Annotated in this window: 14 protein-coding genes; 11 read left to right on the top strand and 3 right to left on the bottom strand. The window is 68.1% G+C overall.

Going from position 1 to position 16,957, the window contains the following annotated elements:
• Nucleotides 1-4 precede the first annotated feature (4 nt).
• From DEH84_RS17125 to DEH84_RS17135, 3 genes are all read left to right on the top strand, one after another.
• The gene (locus tag DEH84_RS17125; protein ID WP_109038070.1) at nt 5-1,621 is read left to right on the top strand and encodes a peptide chain release factor 3; all 1,617 of its coding nucleotides are present in this window, start codon (nt 5-7) and stop codon (nt 1,619-1,621) included.
• 142 nt (nt 1,622-1,763) lie between these two features.
• Nucleotides 1,764-2,648, top strand: coding sequence for a PEP-CTERM sorting domain-containing protein (locus tag DEH84_RS19325; RefSeq protein WP_218929740.1), 885 nt, complete (start codon nt 1,764-1,766; stop codon nt 2,646-2,648).
• 155 nt (nt 2,649-2,803) lie between these two features.
• On the top strand, nt 2,804-3,523 hold the full coding sequence (locus DEH84_RS17135) for a PEP-CTERM sorting domain-containing protein (RefSeq protein ID WP_159099029.1): 720 nt from the start codon (nt 2,804-2,806) through the stop codon (nt 3,521-3,523).
• A 21-nt stretch (nt 3,524-3,544) separates the two neighbouring features.
• Here the strand turns inward: DEH84_RS17135 and DEH84_RS17140 are convergent, their stop codons facing one another.
• Entirely contained in the window at nt 3,545-4,801 is a 1,257-nt protein-coding gene (locus DEH84_RS17140; protein ID WP_109038072.1) for a cyclic di-GMP phosphodiesterase, read from the bottom strand.
• Between the two features lie 243 nt (nt 4,802-5,044).
• Here DEH84_RS17140 and DEH84_RS19680 point away from each other — a divergent pair, with 243 nt between their 5' ends.
• Nucleotides 5,045-6,589, top strand: a complete 1,545-nt coding sequence (locus DEH84_RS19680) for a methyl-accepting chemotaxis protein (protein WP_170119679.1) — start codon at nt 5,045-5,047, stop codon at nt 6,587-6,589.
• Between the two features lie 87 nt (nt 6,590-6,676).
• Here the strand turns inward: DEH84_RS19680 and metK are convergent, their stop codons facing one another.
• Nucleotides 6,677-7,861, bottom strand: coding sequence for a methionine adenosyltransferase (metK, locus tag DEH84_RS17150; protein WP_109038073.1), 1,185 nt, complete (start codon nt 7,859-7,861; stop codon nt 6,677-6,679).
• 324 nt (nt 7,862-8,185) lie between these two features.
• Here metK and DEH84_RS17155 point away from each other — a divergent pair, with 324 nt between their 5' ends.
• The 3 genes from DEH84_RS17155 to DEH84_RS19685 all read left to right on the top strand — a co-directional run bounded on the left by DEH84_RS17155 (nt 8,186) and on the right by DEH84_RS19685 (nt 11,669).
• Nucleotides 8,186-9,091, top strand: coding sequence for a lysophospholipid acyltransferase family protein (locus tag DEH84_RS17155; protein WP_109038074.1), 906 nt, complete (start codon nt 8,186-8,188; stop codon nt 9,089-9,091).
• Nucleotides 9,091-10,005 carry a lysophospholipid acyltransferase family protein gene (locus DEH84_RS17160; protein WP_109038075.1) on the top strand — a complete coding sequence of 305 codons (915 nt, stop codon included), beginning with the start codon at nt 9,091-9,093 and terminating at the stop codon, nt 10,003-10,005. The genes DEH84_RS17155 and DEH84_RS17160 overlap by 1 nt, the downstream gene beginning before the upstream one ends.
• A 92-nt stretch (nt 10,006-10,097) precedes the next feature.
• Complete coding sequence (locus DEH84_RS19685) at nt 10,098-11,669, top strand: methyl-accepting chemotaxis protein (RefSeq protein ID WP_109038076.1); 1,572 nt, start codon at nt 10,098-10,100, stop codon at nt 11,667-11,669.
• Here DEH84_RS19685 and DEH84_RS17170 read toward each other — a convergent pair.
• Complete coding sequence (locus DEH84_RS17170) at nt 11,660-12,865, bottom strand: nucleotide sugar dehydrogenase (protein WP_109038077.1); 1,206 nt, start codon at nt 12,863-12,865, stop codon at nt 11,660-11,662. The two genes, DEH84_RS19685 and DEH84_RS17170, sit on opposite strands and share 10 nt — an antisense overlap.
• 148 nt (nt 12,866-13,013) lie before the next feature.
• Here DEH84_RS17170 and dapF point away from each other — a divergent pair, with 148 nt between their 5' ends.
• From dapF to DEH84_RS17190, 4 genes are read left to right on the top strand one after another with little or no spacing between them, the layout of a single operon-like run.
• A complete protein-coding gene (dapF, locus tag DEH84_RS17175) occupies nt 13,014-13,877 on the top strand; it encodes a diaminopimelate epimerase (RefSeq protein ID WP_109038078.1) in 864 nt (287 codons plus the stop codon).
• Nucleotides 13,878-13,891: 14 nt separating this feature from the next.
• Entirely contained in the window at nt 13,892-14,584 is a 693-nt protein-coding gene (locus tag DEH84_RS17180) for a DUF484 family protein (protein ID WP_109038079.1), read from the top strand.
• Between the two features lie 2 nt (nt 14,585-14,586).
• Nucleotides 14,587-15,567 (top strand): tyrosine recombinase XerC, encoded by a 981-nt coding sequence (locus DEH84_RS17185; protein WP_109038080.1) that lies wholly within the window; start codon nt 14,587-14,589, stop codon nt 15,565-15,567.
• 60 nt (nt 15,568-15,627) lie between these two features.
• A complete protein-coding gene (locus DEH84_RS17190) occupies nt 15,628-16,830 on the top strand; it encodes a class I SAM-dependent rRNA methyltransferase (protein ID WP_109038081.1) in 1,203 nt (400 codons plus the stop codon).
• The last annotated feature ends 127 nt before the right edge of the window (nt 16,831-16,957 follow it).

A 16,957-nucleotide genomic window follows, 5' to 3' on the forward strand; every position in this document is an offset into this window, starting at 1 on the left:
GCCCGTGAGCTTCACGCCCGAAACCCGCCGCCGCCGCACCTTCGCGATCATTTCCCACCCCGACGCCGGTAAGACGACGTTGACGGAAAAGCTGCTGCTGTTCTCGGGCGCCATCCACATCGCCGGGGCGGTCAAGGGCCGCAAGGCCTCGCGCCACGCCACGTCGGACTGGATGGAAATCGAAAAGCAGCGCGGCATTTCGGTGGCCTCGTCCGTCATGCAGATGCTCTACCGCGAGCACGTGGTGAACCTGCTCGACACCCCGGGCCACAAGGACTTCTCGGAAGACACCTACCGCGTGCTGACCGCGGTCGACTCGGCCCTGATGGTCATCGACGCGGCCAACGGCGTGGAGGCCCAGACCAAGCGCCTGATCGAGGTCTGCCGCCAGCGCGACACACCCATCATCACCTTCATCAACAAGATGGACCGCGAAGGCCGCGACCCCATCGAACTGCTCGATGAAGTGGAAGCCGAACTGGGCATGCCCTGTGTGCCGATGACGTGGCCGGTGGGCCAGGGCAAGGGCTTTGGCGGCATCGTGAACCTGCGCACGCAAAGCATGCGCCTGTTCGACGCCGGCGAAGACAAGCGCAGCGACGAGTACGAAGTGGTCTCGCTGGACCAGCGTGACAAGCTGGCCGAGCGCTTCGGCCACGACTGGGAGCTGGCCGAGCAGAACATGGAGCTGATGGCCGAAGCCGCCCCGGCGTTCGACCTCGAACAGTTCCTGGCCGCCAAGCAGACGCCGGTGTTCTTCGGCTCGGCCGTCAACAACTTCGGCGTGCAGGAGGTGCTCGACGCCCTGGTCGACCTGGCCCCGGCACCCCGCCCCCGTTTCAGCACCGAGAAGGACGGCTCGCACAAGGAGATCGCGCCCGACATGGCCAACTTCTCCGGCGTCGTCTTCAAGGTGCAGGCCAACATGGACCCGTCGCACCGCGACCGCATCGCCTTCGTGCGCGTGTGTTCGGGCAAGTACACCCCGGGCATGAAGCTCAAGGTGCAGCGTTCGGCCAAGGAGCTGCGGCCCACGTCGGTCGTCACCTTCCTGTCGCAGCGCCGTGAAGCGGTCGACGAGGCCTTTGCCGGCGACATCATCGGCTTCACCACGCACGGCGGCGTGCAGCTGGGCGACACCATCACCGACGGCATCAGCCTGCAGTACACCGGCCTGCCCTTCTTCGCGCCCGAGCTGTTCCAGACGGTCGAGCTGAAGAACCCGATGAAGAGCAAGCAGCTTCAGGCCGGCCTGCTGCAATTGGGTGAAGAAGGCGCCATCCAGGTCTTCCGGCCCGAGGTGGGCGGGGCGATGCTGCTGGGCGCCGTGGGCCAGCTGCAGTTCGAAGTGGTGCAGCACCGCCTGATGGCCGAGTACGGCGTCGACATCCGCCTGATGCCCTGCCGCTTCACCGGCGCGCGCTGGATCACGGCCGACACGCCCGAGGCGATGAAGAAGTTCACCGACGAAAACGCCAGCAAGCTGGCGCTCGACGCGGCCGACACCCTGGCCTACATGATGACTTCGGCCTACGACCTGCGCCTGACAGCCGAGCGCCACCCGCAGGTGCACTTCCACCCGCTGCGCGAGCACGCGGGCCTGAGCCTGTCGAGCCAGTGAAGTGATCCGTGCGCGGGCAAATCGCATGCCCCGCGCACGGAATCCGATCCCGCTCTCTAGGGATGGGGTGGTGACCGGCACGCCCGTAAGCTGCCGTCCGCGCGGTCCGCGCGTCCCCATCATTCATTTCAGGAGAGTCCCCATGAACCAGCGCCACCTTGCCGTGGTCGTCGCGGCGTTTGCCGCCCTGTCGGCCCAGGCCGCCCCCAAGGCCACGACGGCCGATGTCATCGTGTTGATGGACGAGTCCGGCTCGATGGCCGGCGAACAGGCGTGGATGCGCACCGTCGTCCCCACGCTGGACACCGAACTCGGCGCCCTGGGCCTGACCGGCAACCGCTTCGGCCTGACCGGCTTCGGCGCCACGGTGGCAGGCAAGCCGGACTACGTGCGCTCGTTCAGCATCGGGGGCAGCCAGCTGGGCACGGCGGCCGACTGGGTGACGGCGAGCGCCGGGCTGGTGGCATCCGGCTCCACCGAGGACGGCTGGGCCGCCCTGAACCAGGCCGCCACGATCGCGCCCCGCGCCGGAGCCGCGCGCAACCTCATCCTCGTCACCGACGAGGACCGCGACAGCACCGACCCCGGCCTGACCTTCGGGGGCCTGCTGGCCGACATGCAGGCCGACCGCACCCTGCTCAACGTCGTGGTCAACAGCACCTTCCGCTGCGGTGACGGCAGCGCCGCCATGGGCATCATCGGCTCGACCGGGTTCAAGGCAGACGGCGCCGGCGGGTTCTCGACCTGCACCGGCGCCTTCGCCACCGGGGCGGGCAGCACGCGGGCGGCGTATGTCGACCTCGCCCTGGCCACCGGCGGTGGCGCCTGGAACCTCAACATCCTGCGCAATGGCGGCCTGCACGCCGAGTCCTTCACCAGCGCCTTCGTGGCCGGCAAGGTGGGCGAGATCATCACGCAACCGCCGGCGGTGCCCGAGCCCGCCACCTGGGGCCTGGCATGCGCCGGCCTGCTCGTGGCCGGGTGGGCCGCCCGACGGCGCGCCTGCGCGACCGACGCCGCAGCCTGAGCCCCCCTGGAACGAACGGGGGAAGCCGCGACAGGGCGTCCGGATTTCCCCCTAAGAACGGCGGCATCCATGGGTTCGGGGGGGACAACACAGGACAAGGGCTCGGTACAGTCGGGGCATCGGCGTGCGTTCTGCGCCATCCAGACATCATCACCATGCACAGCCTGATCCGTTCCTCTCTCGCCGCCGCCGCCCTGATCGCGGCGACCGCCCACGCCGAAACCATCGGCTTCACGAACACCACGGTGGGCGGGGTGGCCCTCACGGCCGCCACCGGCACCCCGGGCTCGACCAACCTCTGCAGCAGCAGCGGCGTCTGCGCCACCTCGCTCAGCTACAACACCACCGCCGGCGGCCTGCTGACCGTCACCGCCAAGGACAGCCCCGACTTCGACACGCTGGCCCTCGTGCACCAGAGCAAGCTGAACAACGCTGGCCTGGGCGTGGTCACCGGCTACATGAAGTCCAGCGGCTTCGACATCGTCGACGGCAACTACTCGCTGAGCCAGCCGAAGGAAACGCTGACGCTGTCGTTCCAGCACACCGTGGCGCTGAGCCAGCTGGTGTTCTTCCCGGACGACCGCCTCTCGCTGAGCCTGACGCGCGAACTGGACGACTTCGACGGCTTCACGGTGTCGGTGGACGGCCGTGCAGCCGTCGAATACAGCTTCGGCAGGAACGGCGGCCAGCCGGTCACCCTGAGCACCCCGCTGATCGGCAACACCTTCACCTTCGGCTATGCCGTGAAGAAGTCGCCGGAAGACTACTATCTGGCCGGCCTGAAGGTCACGGCCGTGCCGGAAGCCTCGACGCTGGCCATGATGGGCCTGGGTCTGGCCGGTGTGGCCGCCGTGGCCCGCCGCCGCCGCGCCTGAACGGGAACACGCCGCAGCCGATCAGGGCTGCGGCATCCACAGCTGGTCGAGGTGCTTGAAGCCCCACACGGCCGGTGACTCCCGGCTGACGATCTGATCGACCGACTTGCTCAGGTCCAGCCTTTCGGGCGGGATGTGCTGCTTGGCCTTGGTCGAGAAGAACACCCGCACCACCGGGTGCAGCAGCGAGCCGGCCCCCTGCTCCACCACGACGGCCAGCCGACCGGACTGCAGCCGCACCAGCGAGCCCGTCGGGTAGATGCCCAGGCTCTTGACGAAGGCCTGGAACACGCGCTCGTCGAAGTGGCCTTCCTTGGTCCACTGCGCCATCTTCTGCACCGACTCGGCCGGGTCCCAGCCCGCCTTGTAAGGGCGGTTCGAGGTGATGGCGTCGTACACGTCGGTCACGGCACCCATGCGGGCGTACAGGCTGATCTGCTCGCCCTGGAGGCGGTGCGGATAGCCCGTGCCATTCATCTTCTCGTGGTGGTGCAGACACACCTCGAGCGGGATGGGGCCCACGCCGCGCCCCTCGACCAGCATGCGGTGCCCGGCTTCCGGGTGGCCCTTCATGATGGCGTACTCGGCGTCGGTCAGCTTGCCGGGCTTGTTGAGCACGTCCAGCGGCATCATGGCCTTGCCCAGGTCGTGCACCAGGCCGGCCAGGCCCACCTCGCGGGTCTCGTCCTCGCTGAGCCCGAGCTGACGCGCCAGGGCCACCATCAGCGCACACACCGCCACCGAGTGCATGTAGGTGTAGTCGTCGCTGGTCTTGAGCCGTGCCAGGCTCACGATCGCGCCCGGGTTGCGGGCCACCGACTGCGTGATCTCGTTGACCAGCGGCAGGCAGTGCTCGGTGTCGACGGCCTTGCCCATGCGGGCATCGGCAAACATCGACTTCATGGCGGGCCGGGCCTGCCCCAGGATGCGGCGCGCGCGCACCACCTCTTCGGCCATGCCACAGGGCCGGGCAGGCACGGGCTGCGGCGCCGGGGCGCCAATGCCGCTCAGGTCGGCTTCCGGGGCGCCGGCACCCGCCGGCACCTCCACATCATCGACCCACTGTGTCGGCGCCGGGGGCCGCGGCGCCTCGACATCCACGCCCTTCGATGTGTCGATCCAGACCGTCCTGATGTTCGAGGCCTTCAGCTGCGCCACCTGCGCCGGCTGCTCCACCTTGAACGCCGACTTCCAGAACGGGTGGTCCAGCCAGGATGCGTCCAGCTCGTCGATGTACATGCCGACGCGAACCTGCGCCACGGGAATCTTTTTTCTCATGATGGGGTGTGGCAGGCGACGGGGCCGCACTGCACGATCATCCTAGGGGCGCTGGAAGACATCGGATCGTTAAAAATGCGGGATACCGGTCAGTTTGTTGCTTTGGCCATCCGCCGATTAATGGAGATGAATTAACGGCTTCCGGACCCGGCAAAATCCCTCATACCCCTGGGGCTATTGTGTGCCGAAAACCTGCTTGAGCCGCCCGCATGTCGTCGGGCCGCAAAACCAGGGAACCACGCCATGAAACACGCCCGACTGGGCATCGCCGGCACACTGTGGGCCGGCCTGGGCCTCCTCATTGTCGCCGTGCTGACGCTCAACGCCGGAGCCGGCTGGATTTCGATGCAGGAGATGGCCGGTGCCGATGCGCAACGCGCCATCGCCGCGGAAAAGTTGAAGGCCGCACGCCAGTGGGCGCACCTCAGCGAGGTGGTCGTGACCCGCATCGTCGCGCTGACCGACGCCCGCACTGACACCGGGGCCGTGGACAAGGTCCGCGCCCGCAACGAAGCCGACATCCGCAAAATCACCGAAATCAAGCAGCGAATTGAGACCCTGCCGCTGAGCGACGCGGACAAGGCGCAGATCCAGGTGATCGCCGAACGGCGTGCGACGGTGCTGGCCACCCGTGCGCGCATCGACGCGCTGCAGCAGGCAGGGGACGCCGAAGGCGCCCGTGCGCTGGCCGATGCCACCTTTCAGAAGGAAGTGAGCACCTACTACCAGGCGTTGGGCCGGTTTGCCGAGATGCAGGAAGAGGCTTCGAATGCCGTGAGCACCGAACTGGCGGCCAGCCACCGGCGCCACACGCTGTGGTCACTGGGCCTGATGGCGGCGCTGCTGGCTCTGGCGGCGCTCGGCGCGCAGCGCCTCATCAGCTCGATCCGCCATGCGCTGGACCGATCGGTGGAAGCCGCACGCCGCATTGCCGAGGGCGACCTGACGGTGCAGCTCGACACCACCCGGCAGGACGAGCTGGGCCAGCTGATGCAGGCGCTGGAAGCCATGGCGCGCTCGCTCAGTGGTCTGGTCAGCCAGGTTCGGCAGGCCACCGACAGCATCCACACGGCTTCCAGCGAGATCGCCACGGGCAACCACGACCTGAGCGCCCGCACCGAGCAGGCGGCCAGCAGCCTGCAGCAGACCGCTTCGTCGATGGAGCAGCTCTCGGGCACCGTGCAGCACTATGCGGACACCGCCCGCGAAGCCAACCAGCTCGCCACCGACGCCACCCAGGCCGTGCGGCATGGGGGCCAGGTGGTGGACGAGGTGGTGACGCAGATGGACGGCATCGCGATGGCCTCGCGCAAGATCGCCGACATCATCGGCGTGATCGACGGCATCGCGTTTCAGACCAACATCCTGGCGCTGAACGCTGCGGTGGAAGCGGCGCGCGCCGGCGAGCAGGGCCGGGGCTTTGCCGTGGTGGCCGGCGAGGTCCGCACGCTGGCCCAACGCAGCGCGCAGGCGGCCAAAGAAATCAAGACGCTGATCAACGATTCGACCGAGCGCGTGGACAACGGCGCCAAGCTGGTCGACTCGGCGGGGCAGACCATGCGGCAGATCGTCTCGGCGATCGAGCGGGTCAACCAGATGATGAGCGAGATCACCGCCTCGGCCAGCGAGCAGAGCGAGGGCATCCGCCAGGTCAATGGCGCTGTGACCCACCTCGACCAGATGACGCAGCAGAACGCTGCGCTGGTGGAAGAGGCCGCGGCGGCCGCCTCCAGCCTGCGCGACCAGGCCGATCAGCTCAACGGCCTGGTGCGGGTGTTCAAGGTGTGAACGGGGTTACAGGCCCGCTGCGCCACGGGCGGCTGACGCCCCCAGCGGCTCGCCGGAAGCCGGATACCGCGCTGACGCGCGGCGGGCTTACAGCCCGGCGGCTGCACGCAGTGCAGCCGCTTTGTCTGTCTTCTCCCACGTGAACTCGGGCTCTTCGCGGCCGAAGTGGCCGTAAGCCGCGGTCTTGGAGTAGATCGGGCGCAGCAGGTCCAGCATCTGGATGATGCCCTTCGGACGCAGGTCGAAAATGCCGCTTTCGGCCACGATCTTCGACAGCTTGTCGTCAGGGATCACGCCCGTGCCTTCGGTGTAGACCGTGATGTTCATGGGCTGGGCCACGCCGATGGCGTAGGCCACCTGCACCTGGCACTGGCGAGCCAGGCCGGCGGCCACGATGTTCTTGGCCACGTAACGGGCGGCGTAGGCGGCCGAGCGGTCGACCTTCGACGGGTCCTTGCCCGAGAACGCGCCGCCACCGTGCGGGCAGGCACCGCCGTAGGTGTCGACGATGATCTTGCGGCCGGTCAGGCCACAGTCACCCTGCGGGCCCCCGATCACGAAACGGCCGGTCGGGTTGATCAGGTAGCGGGTCTCCTTGAGCCATTCCTTGGGCAGCACCGGCTTGATGATCTCTTCGATGATGGCCTCGTTGAACTCGGGCTTCATCTTGTCGCCCAGGCTCCACTCGGGGGCGTGCTGGGTCGACAGCACCACGGTGTCGATGCTGTGCGGCTTGCCGTCCACATAGCGCATCGTCACCTGGCTCTTGGCGTCCGGGCGCAGGAAGGGCAGGCGGCCATCCTTGCGCAACTGGGCCTGGCGCTCGACCAGACGGTGTGCGTAATAGATGGGCGCGGGCATCAGCTCGGGCGTCTCGTCGCAGGCGTAGCCGAACATCAGGCCCTGGTCGCCGGCGCCGATGTTCAGGTAGTCGTCCGAAGCATGGTCCACGCCCTGGGCGATGTCGTTCGACTGCTTGTCGTAGGCCACCAGCACGGCGCAACCCTTGTAGTCGATGCCGTACTCGGTGTTGTCGTAGCCGATGCGCTTGATGGTGTCGCGCGCCACCTGGATGTAGTCGACGTGGGCGTTGGTGGTGATCTCACCGGCCAGCACGACCAAGCCGGTGTTGCACAGCGTTTCGGCGGCCACGCGGGACTTGGGGTCCTGCTCGAAGATGGCGTCGAGGATCGCGTCCGAGATCTGGTCGGCGACCTTGTCGGGGTGGCCTTCAGAGACGGATTCGGAAGTGAAGAGGAAATCGTTCGCCACAGTGGGTACTCCAGAAGATTGATGACGGGCACTCGGCGTCGCCGAGGCTGTGGAAGTCATGCAAGGTGCGGTTCTTCTGGCAGCGGCGAACGCTTTAGCGGCATTTGTGGATCGCCCCGCAAGTTGTCCTGTTAACTCGGCGATGGCGCAATTCTAGAGGAAGGGCGCTCGCCGTGCTCGCCGCAGCGCCCCGGAAAACGCGCCAGATGCACCACAGAAGCGGGGTTGTTTTCCGGACCCGCGGGCGCGGAAGGTGCCGGGTTGTCCCGAAGCCGGTGTGCCCGCCGCGGCGGGCGCAGGCGGGGGACTCCCTACAATCGCCGCATGGCCCGCCTGTTCTCGCTCCTGTCCCGCTGGCCGCTCGGTCTCCTGCACGCCCTGGGCGCGGGCCTGGGCTGGCTGAGTTACCTGCTGTCGCCCACCTACCGCCGGCGCCTGCAGGCGCACGCCCGCGCCGCCGGGCTGAGCCACGCGCAGGTGCGGCAGGCCGTGGCCCATGCAGGCCGGATGGTCGGCGAGCTGCCCTGGATGTGGGGCCGCCCGCGCGACGAGGCCCTGGGCCACCGCGTGCAGTGGCGCCACCCCGAGGTGGTCGAGGCGGCCCTCGCCGAGGGGCGCGGCCTGCTGCTGCTGACACCGCACCTCGGTTGCTTCGAGGTCACGGCGCAGGCCTATGCCGAGCGCTTTGGCGCCGTCAAACCCATCACGGCACTGTACCGCCCGGCCAAGCAGGCCTGGCTGGCCGAGATGATGAAGGATTCGCGCAATCGCCCGGGCATGCAGACCAGCCCAGCCACGCTGGCGGGCGTGCGCCAGATGCTGCGTGCGCTCAAGAAAGGCGAGACCGTGGGCCTGCTGCCCGACCAGGTCCCGCCCGAAGGCATGGGCGCATGGGCGCCGTTTTTCAGTCGGTCTGCCTACACGATGACGATGGCCGCCAAGCTCGTGGCGCAGACACGCTGCGCCGTGGTGCTGCTGCGCGGCGAGCGGCTGGACGCCGCGCAACGCCGATCGCTCGGGTGCGACTACGTCGTGCATGCCGAACGCGTGGCCCCCGAGGTCGAGGCCGTGCTGGCCGGCAGTGATGCGGCAGAATCGGCCGCCGCCGTGAACCGGCTGATGGAACACCAGATCATGCAAGCACCCGAGCAGTACCTGTGGGGCTACAACCGCTACAAGACGCCCCGCGCGGAGATCCTGACCTCGGCGCCAGCCGGGGACGCCGCCTGATGCGCACGCGCGAACTCGCCCGCGAAGCCGGCATCCGCAGCGCCATCGGGGTGCTCTGGCTGCTGCATTTCCTGCCGCTGCCGGTGCTGGCCGGGCTGGCTGTGGTGCTGTCGAAGGCGCTGTACCGCCTGGCCGGCTCGCGCCGCCGCATCGGCCTGCGCAACCTCGAACTGTGCTTCCCGCAGATGGGGCCGGACGAGCGCGAAGCGCTGCTCAAGCAGCACTTCCGCTGGCTCACGCAGAGCCTGCTCGACCGCACCGTGCTGTGGTGGGCCCCGCCGGCTCGGGTGAGTCGGCTCATCCATGTCGAAGGCGACATTGGTCTGGCCGAACGCATGTTCCACGAGACGGGCCGCCCCACGATGTGGCTGTGCCCGCATTTCGTCGGGCTCGACGTGGCCGGCGCCGCCATCCTGCTCAAGCAGGCCCGTCCCGGCGCCTCGATCTACCAGACGCAGAGCCACCCGCTGATGGACGCACTGATGCGCCGCGGCCGCCTGCGCTTCGGCAATGCCGAGATCTTTCCCCGCAGCGATTCGGTCAAGCCGCTGCTGAAGGCCGTGAAGCAGGGCCGGGGCTTCTTCAACCTGCCCGACATGGACTTCGGCGCCAAGGACGCGGCCTTCGTGCCGTTCTTTGGCGTGCCGGCGGCCACGCTGCTGGCGCCGTCGCGGCTGGCGCGCATGCTCGACATGGTCGTGCAGCCGGTGATCGCCGAGATCCTGCCCGGTGGACGTGGCTGGCGCGTGCGCTTCGAGGCCCCGCTGACCGGTTTCCCCACGCCGGACGCCGAGGCCGACACCGCTGCCCTCAATCACTACATCGAGGGTGAGATCGCCAGGCAACCGGCCCAGTATCTTTGGGTGCACAAGCGGTTCAAGACCCGCCCGGAGGGCCAGCCCGGCTTGTATTGATTGTGCTAACCGCGGGTTAGCCCACATCAAGCGCGGCGCGGTACCTGCCGATACCACTTCATCGTTCGTGTCTGGACAGATGGAGACAACCCATGGCTTGGATCACGTGGCTGCGTGGTTTTTCGATTCGCTCGCGCCTGCTGGCCTGCATGGCCCTGGTGGTGGGCATCGGCACCATCGTCGGTGTCGGGATGACGGTGCAGCTGCAAAGCCTCAAGGGGGAGCTCGACGGCTTCGCCCGGCAGGAGTTCTCGGCCACGCAGACCATGGCCGAACTGGCCCTCAACATGGGGCGGCTGCGGGGCCACGAGAAGGCCGCCATCATCAATGCGGGTGACTCCGTTTCGGCCGAAACCGAGTTCAAGGCCTGGCAGAAGCTGCTCGAGCAGACCCGCCAGACCATGGCCCGCATGCTGGAATCGGCCCCCAGCGAAGGCCTGCGGGATCAGGCGCGCAAGCTGCAGGAGCAGCTCGACGGCTACGGCAAGCTGCTGGCGCCCACGCTGCAGATGGTGGCCGACAACGCCCTGACCGCCCCGGGGGAAGCCTATCTCGCCACCGAAGCCGCGCGCGCCAAGGCCGACGTGCTGGAACTGGGCGTGACGCAGCTCGACAAGGAAATCAACCAGCTGGCCGAGACCCGGCGTGACCGTGCGGCCGACAGCGCCACCCACACCGTCATCCTGCTGTGGGTGCTGCTGCTGTCGCCCGGTCTGGTCTTCCTGCCGCTGATGGGCCTGACGATCGCCTCCATCACCGGCCCGCTGCGCCGCGCGGAGGAGATCACCGAGGCCATTGCCCACGGCGACCTGACCCGCGAAATCAACCCGAGGGGCAAGGACGAAATCGCCCACCTGATGCTGTCCATGCGGACCATGCAGACCGGGCTGCGCGACATGGTGGCCTCGGTGCGCAGTTCATCGGAAAGCATGCTGACGGCCAGCACCGAGATCGCGGCCGGCAACCAGGACCTCTCGAACCGCACCGAGCAGACGGCGTCCAACCTGCAGGCCACCGCCTCGTCGATGGACACGCTGAGCAAGACCGTGGAGCACTCGGCCGAATCGGCCGGCGTGGCCAACCACCTGGCCGACACCGCCAGCCAGCGCGCTGCACAGGGTGGCGAGGTCGTCGAGAGCGTGGTGGCCCAGATGCAGCAGATCACCGAGGCCTCGCGCCAGATCGCCGACATCATCAGCGTCATCGACGGCATCGCGTTCCAGACCAACATCCTGGCGCTCAATGCCGCGGTGGAGGCCGCGCGCGCCGGCGAACAGGGCCGCGGCTTTGCGGTGGTGGCCGGCGAAGTGCGCTCGCTGGCGCAGCGCAGTGCCGAGGCCGCCCGCGAGATCAAGACGCTGATCGGCCAGTCGGTCGACCGCGTCGAGGTGGGCTCGCAGAAGGTGCGCGAGGCCGGCTCGGTGATGACCGAGATCGTGGAGTCGATTCAGCGCGTTTCGCAGGCGATGAACGAGATTGCCGACGCGACACGTCAGCAGTCCACCGGCATCGGCGTGGTCACGCAGTCGGTCGGGCAGCTCGACCAGATGACGCAGCAGAACGCCGCGCTGGTCGAGCAATCGGCCGCCGCCGCCGACAGCCTGCGCCAGCAGGCCATCGACCTGTCGAAGACCGTGCAGCGCTTCCGGCTCGATCAGTCCTGACCGAAGAGGTCGCGGCTGTAGACCTTGTCGAGCACGTCCTGCAGGTCGGCGCCGATGCGGTTGGCGACGATCACGTCCGAGCGGGCCTTGAACTCGGCAAGGTCGTTGATGACCTTGGAGTTGAAGAACTCGTCCTGCTCGAGCACCGGCTCGTACAGGATGACTTCCACGCCCTTGGCCTTGATGCGCTTCATCACGCCCTGGATGGAGCTGGCGCGGAAGTTGTCGCTGCCGGCCTTCATGATCAGGCGGTAGATGCCGACCACCTTGGGCTTGCGCGCCAGGATGCTGTCGGCCACGAAGTCCTTGCGCGTGGTGTTGGACGTGACGATGGCACCGATCAGGTTCTGCGGCACGGCCGAGTAGTTGGCCAGCAGCTGCTTGGTGTCCTTGGGCAGGCAGTAGCCGCCGTAGCCGAAGCTCGGGTTGTTGTAGTGCGTGCCCACGCGCGGGTCCAGGCACACGCCGTCGATGATCTCGCGGGTGTTCAGGCCGTGGGTCTGGGCGTAGGTGTCGAGCTCGTTGAAGTAGGCCACGCGCATCGCGAGATACGTGTTGGCGAACAGCTTGACGGCTTCGGCCTCGGACGGCCCCATGAGCAGCACCTGCACGTCCGGCTTGAGCGAGGCCTGCTTGAGCAGCCCGGCAAAGCGCTCGGCCCGCTCGGACCGCTCGCCCACCACGATGCGGCTGGGGTAGAGGTTGTCGTGCAGCGCACGGCCTTCGCGCAGGAACTCGGGCGAGAAGATCACCTGGCTGGTGTTGAACTTGCGGTTGACCTCTTCGGTGTAGCCCACCGGGATGGTCGACTTGATCACCATCACCGCGTTCGGGTTGACCTTGAGCACCTCCTGGATCACGGCTTCGACGCTGCGCGTGTTGAAGCGGTTGGTGTCGGCGTCGTAGTCGGTCGGCGTGGCGATCACCACGTATTCGGCCTCGGCATAGGCCTCGGCCGCCGCGGTGGTCGCGCGCAGGTTCAGCTGCTCGGTCTGCAGGTAGCGAGTGATGTCGGCGTCTTCAATGGGCGAGACGCGGTTGTTGACCATGTCGACGCGCGCCGGCGTGATGTCGACGGCCGTCACCTGGTTCTGGCGGGCCAGCAGCACGGCCATGGACATGCCAACATAGCCGAGACCGACGACGGCGATCTTCGACGGAGCGTGTTGCGACGGGGTGGACGACGGATGGCTCATGTTGACGCGGGGCAGCGGGTGCGGATGGACACAGCGCCGATGCTAACCGCCTTCCTTTGCTGCAGCGCAACGAGGTGTGAGCACCCCCCTCGTTTCCAGCTGGGCCGCCCTCAAGCAGGGGGCACCCGATGGGCGGATAATCCGGCGCATGAAGCTGCGTTTCACCAAGATGCACGGCGCGGGCAACGACTTCGTTGTGCTCGATGCCACCCGCGCCCCGATCGACCTGAGCCCGGCCCAGTACCGCTTTCTGGCGGACCGGCGCTTCGGCATCGGCGCCGACCAGATTCTCATCGTCGAGCCGGGCGACGCCGCCCGCGGCACCGACTTCACTTACCGCATCATGAACGCCGATGGCGGCGAGGTGGAACAGTGCGGCAACGGTGCCCGCTGTTTTGCGCGCTTCGTGCACGACACGGGGCTGACGTCCAAGGATGTGATCCGCGTGCAGACCCAGAAGGCCGTGATCGAGCCGCACCTGCAGGCCGATGGCCGCGTCACGGTCGACATGGGGGCCCCCTTTCTGGTGCCGGCCGAGGTGCCCTTCGACGGCACCGGCCTCACGCCGCGCCTGGAAAACGGCGGGGAGCTGTGGCCCATCGAGCTGGCCAACCACCCGGTGGAAGTGGCCGTCGTCAGCATGGGCAACCCCCACGCCGTGATGCGGGTGGACAGCACCGAACACGCCCCGGTCGATGAGCTCGGCCCGCAGATCGAAGGCCACCGCCGCTTTCCGCGCCGCGTGAACGCCGGCTTCATGGAGGTGGTGAACCGCGGCCACATCCGCCTGCGCGTGTACGAACGCGGTTCGGGCGAGACGCTGGCCTGCGGCTCGGGCGCCTGCGCCGCTGTCGTGGCCGGCATCCGCCTGGGCTGGCTGGACGAGGCCGTCGACGTCGACATGCCGGGCGGCCGCCTGACCATCCGCTGGGCCGGCCCCGGCACGCCCGTTCTCATGACCGGTCCGGCCGTCAAGGTGTTTGACGGCGAAATCGACGTCCCCGCACTCTGAACCCCATTCCCCTCATGACCCTGCAAGGCATCACCGAAGAAGAAATCGCCAACTACCTGGTGAACACCCCGGCGTTTTTCGAACGCCACGCGCAGCTGCTCGCCAGCATCCAGCTCAGCAGCCCGCACGGCAGCCGCGCCGTCTCGCTGCAGGAGCGGCAGATGGAAATGCTGCGTGACAAGATCCGTGGACTCGAGAAGCGCATCATGGACATGATTCGCCTGAGCCAGGAAAACGAAGCCATCGTGCACCGCCTGCACCTGTGGGTGCGCAGCGTGCTGCTGTGCCACGACGATGCGGCGCTGCCCGATGTCGTGGTCAAGGGCCTGCAGGACCAGTTCCTGATTCCGCAGGCGGCCGTGCGCATCTGGGGCACCACCACGCACCCGGTGCAGGCCGCGCTGACCGAGCGCGCCGGCGCCCTGCCCGCGCTGCAGCCCGTCAGCGACGACGCCCGCAGCTTCGCCGGCAGCCTGAGCCAGCCCTACTGCGGCGTCAACGCCGGCTTCGAGGCCGCCAAGTGGCTGGACGACGCCGGCACCGTGGCCTCGCTGGCGCTGATCCCGCTGCACCGCGATGGCGCCTGCTACGGCCTGCTGGTGCTCGGCTCGCCCGACGCCACCCGCTACACGGCCGACATGGGCGTGGACTTCCTCGTCCAGGTCGGCGAGGTGGCCGGCGCCTCGCTCAGCCGCTTGCTGGACTGAGCATGGGCGACGCGCCGGGCCACACGCTGATCACCCAGCACGTGGCCTACCTGCGCACGCAGCGCCGGCTGGCCGAGCGCACGCTCGCGATGTACGGCGACGCCTTCGCCCGCCTGCAGGCGCTGTGCGAGCCGGAAGGGCTTGCACTCGACGCACTGCGATCGCACCATGTGCGGGGCTGGATCGCACGGTTGCACGCCCAGGGCCTCGGCCCGCGCAGCCTGGCCATCACGCTGGCCGCCTGGCGCGGGCTCTTCAAATGGATGGGCCGCGAAGGCCTGGCGAAGGTCAACCCGGCCGACGGCATCAAACCGCCGAAGGCCGCCAAACCGCTGCCCAAGGCCTTGTCGGTGGACCAGGCCGTGCAACTGGCCGAGCAGGCGCCGCGCCTCAGCCCGCCGACGGCGGCCTCGCCCGCCGCCGCGGCCCGCCAGGAACGAGAGGCCCCGTGGCTGGCCGCGCGCGATGGCGCCATGATCGAACTGCTCTACAGCAGCGGCCTGCGCAGCGCCGAGTTGATCGGGCTGGATGTGGCCGCCAGCCCGCAGGCGGCCGGCTGGATCGACCTGCAGGCCGCCGAAGCCCACGTGCTGGGCAAGGGCCACAAGCGTCGCAGCGTGCCGGTCGGCAGCGCGGCCCTGCGGGCCCTGCGGCACTGGCTGGACGTGCGTGCGAGCCTGACCGCGCCTCAGGACAACGCCCTCTTCCTGAGCCGGCTGGGCACCCGCCTGACGCCGATGCAACTGCGCAACCGGCTCAAGCAACTCGCCCAACTGGCCGGGCTGCCCACGCATGTGCACCCTCACATGCTGCGCCACAGTTTTGCCAGCCACCTGCTGCAGTCCAGCGGTGACCTGCGCGCCGTGCAGGAGCTGCTGGGCCACGCCCACATCACGACCACACAGGTGTACACCAAGCTCGATTTTCAGCACCTGGCCAAGGTCTACGACGCGGCCCACCCCCGCGCGCGCCGCAAGCCTTGAGCCCCCTTGCCGCGGGGCACTGGGGGACAATCCGGGTTTTGCACCCACCCGGTTCCCACGATGAAGACGATCACGCTGCGCGATGGCAAAGAGCGCTCCCTGTTGCGGCAACACCCCTGGGTCTTCCAGGGCAGCATCGCCAAGGGCGGCGGCGATGCGGGTGAAACGGTGCGGGTGCAGGCGCACGATGGCCGTTTCCTGGCCTGGGCCGCCTTCAGCCCCAGCTCGCAGATCCGCGTGCGGGCCTGGAGCTTCGACGAGGCCGAACGCATCGACGCGGCCTTCTTCCAGCGCCGTGTGGCGCAGGCCGTGGCCCTGCGTCGCCGCCTGGGCATCGACTCCAACGGCATCCGCCTGATCCACGGTGAGGCCGACGGCCTGCCCGGCCTGATCGTCGACCAGTACGACGACCTGCTGAGTGCGCAGTTCCTGAGCACCGGCAGCGAACGCTGGAAGCAGCAGATCGCCGATGCCCTGGTGGCCGCCACCGGGTGCGCGTATGTCTACGAGCGCTCGGACGCGAACGTGCGCGGACTGGAGGGCCTCGAGCCCGTGACCGGCTGGCTGCGCCACCCTGAGACCCCGGACGGCAGCCGCCGCTCCACCGAGGTGACCATCCACGAGAACGGCTGGAAGCTGACACTGGACGTGGCCGAAGGCCACAAGACCGGCTACTACCTCGACCAGCGTGACAACCGCGGGCTGTTTGCCCGCCTCGTGCGCGAACTGGGCTGCAAGACGGTGCTGAACTGCTACAGCTACACCGGCGGCTTCAGCGTGGCGGCCCTGGCGGGCGGGGCCACCGAGGTCACCAGCGTCGACTCGTCGGGCCCGGCACTCGCCCGCGCCACGGCCCACGTCACGCTCAATGGCTTCGACGCCGGCGCCCACACCGCCCTGGATGCCGACGTGAACGGCACGCTGCGCCGCTTCATTCAGGAAGGGCGCACCTTCGACGCCATCGTGCTCGACCCGCCGAAGTTCGCGCCCAGCGCCGCCCATGCCGACCGCGCCAGCCGCGCCTACAAGGACATCAACCGCCTGGCGTTCAAGCTGCTGAACCCGGGCGGTCTGCTGCTCACCTTCTCATGTTCGGGGGGCATCAGCGCCGACCTGTTCCACAAGATCGTGGCCGGCGCGGGGCTGGATGCCCAGGCAGACGGTTACCTTTTGCGGCGCCTGGAAGCCACATCGGACCACCCCACGACCATCACGTTTCCGGAAGGGGAGTACCTCAAAGGGCTGGCGATTGTCCGGAAATGACAGGCATTACGACTTTTAGTTAGGGTTATGTACAAATCACGTCCGACTTGGGGGGTGGACACCGCATAATCATTTGACTAATTCAGCGAGTCGTGAGTGTTTCATGAGTCAAAAGCCGGTAACAAAA

Source organism: Aquabacterium olei, assembly GCF_003100395.1.
Classification (GTDB): domain Bacteria; phylum Pseudomonadota; class Gammaproteobacteria; order Burkholderiales; family Burkholderiaceae_C; genus Aquabacterium; species Aquabacterium olei.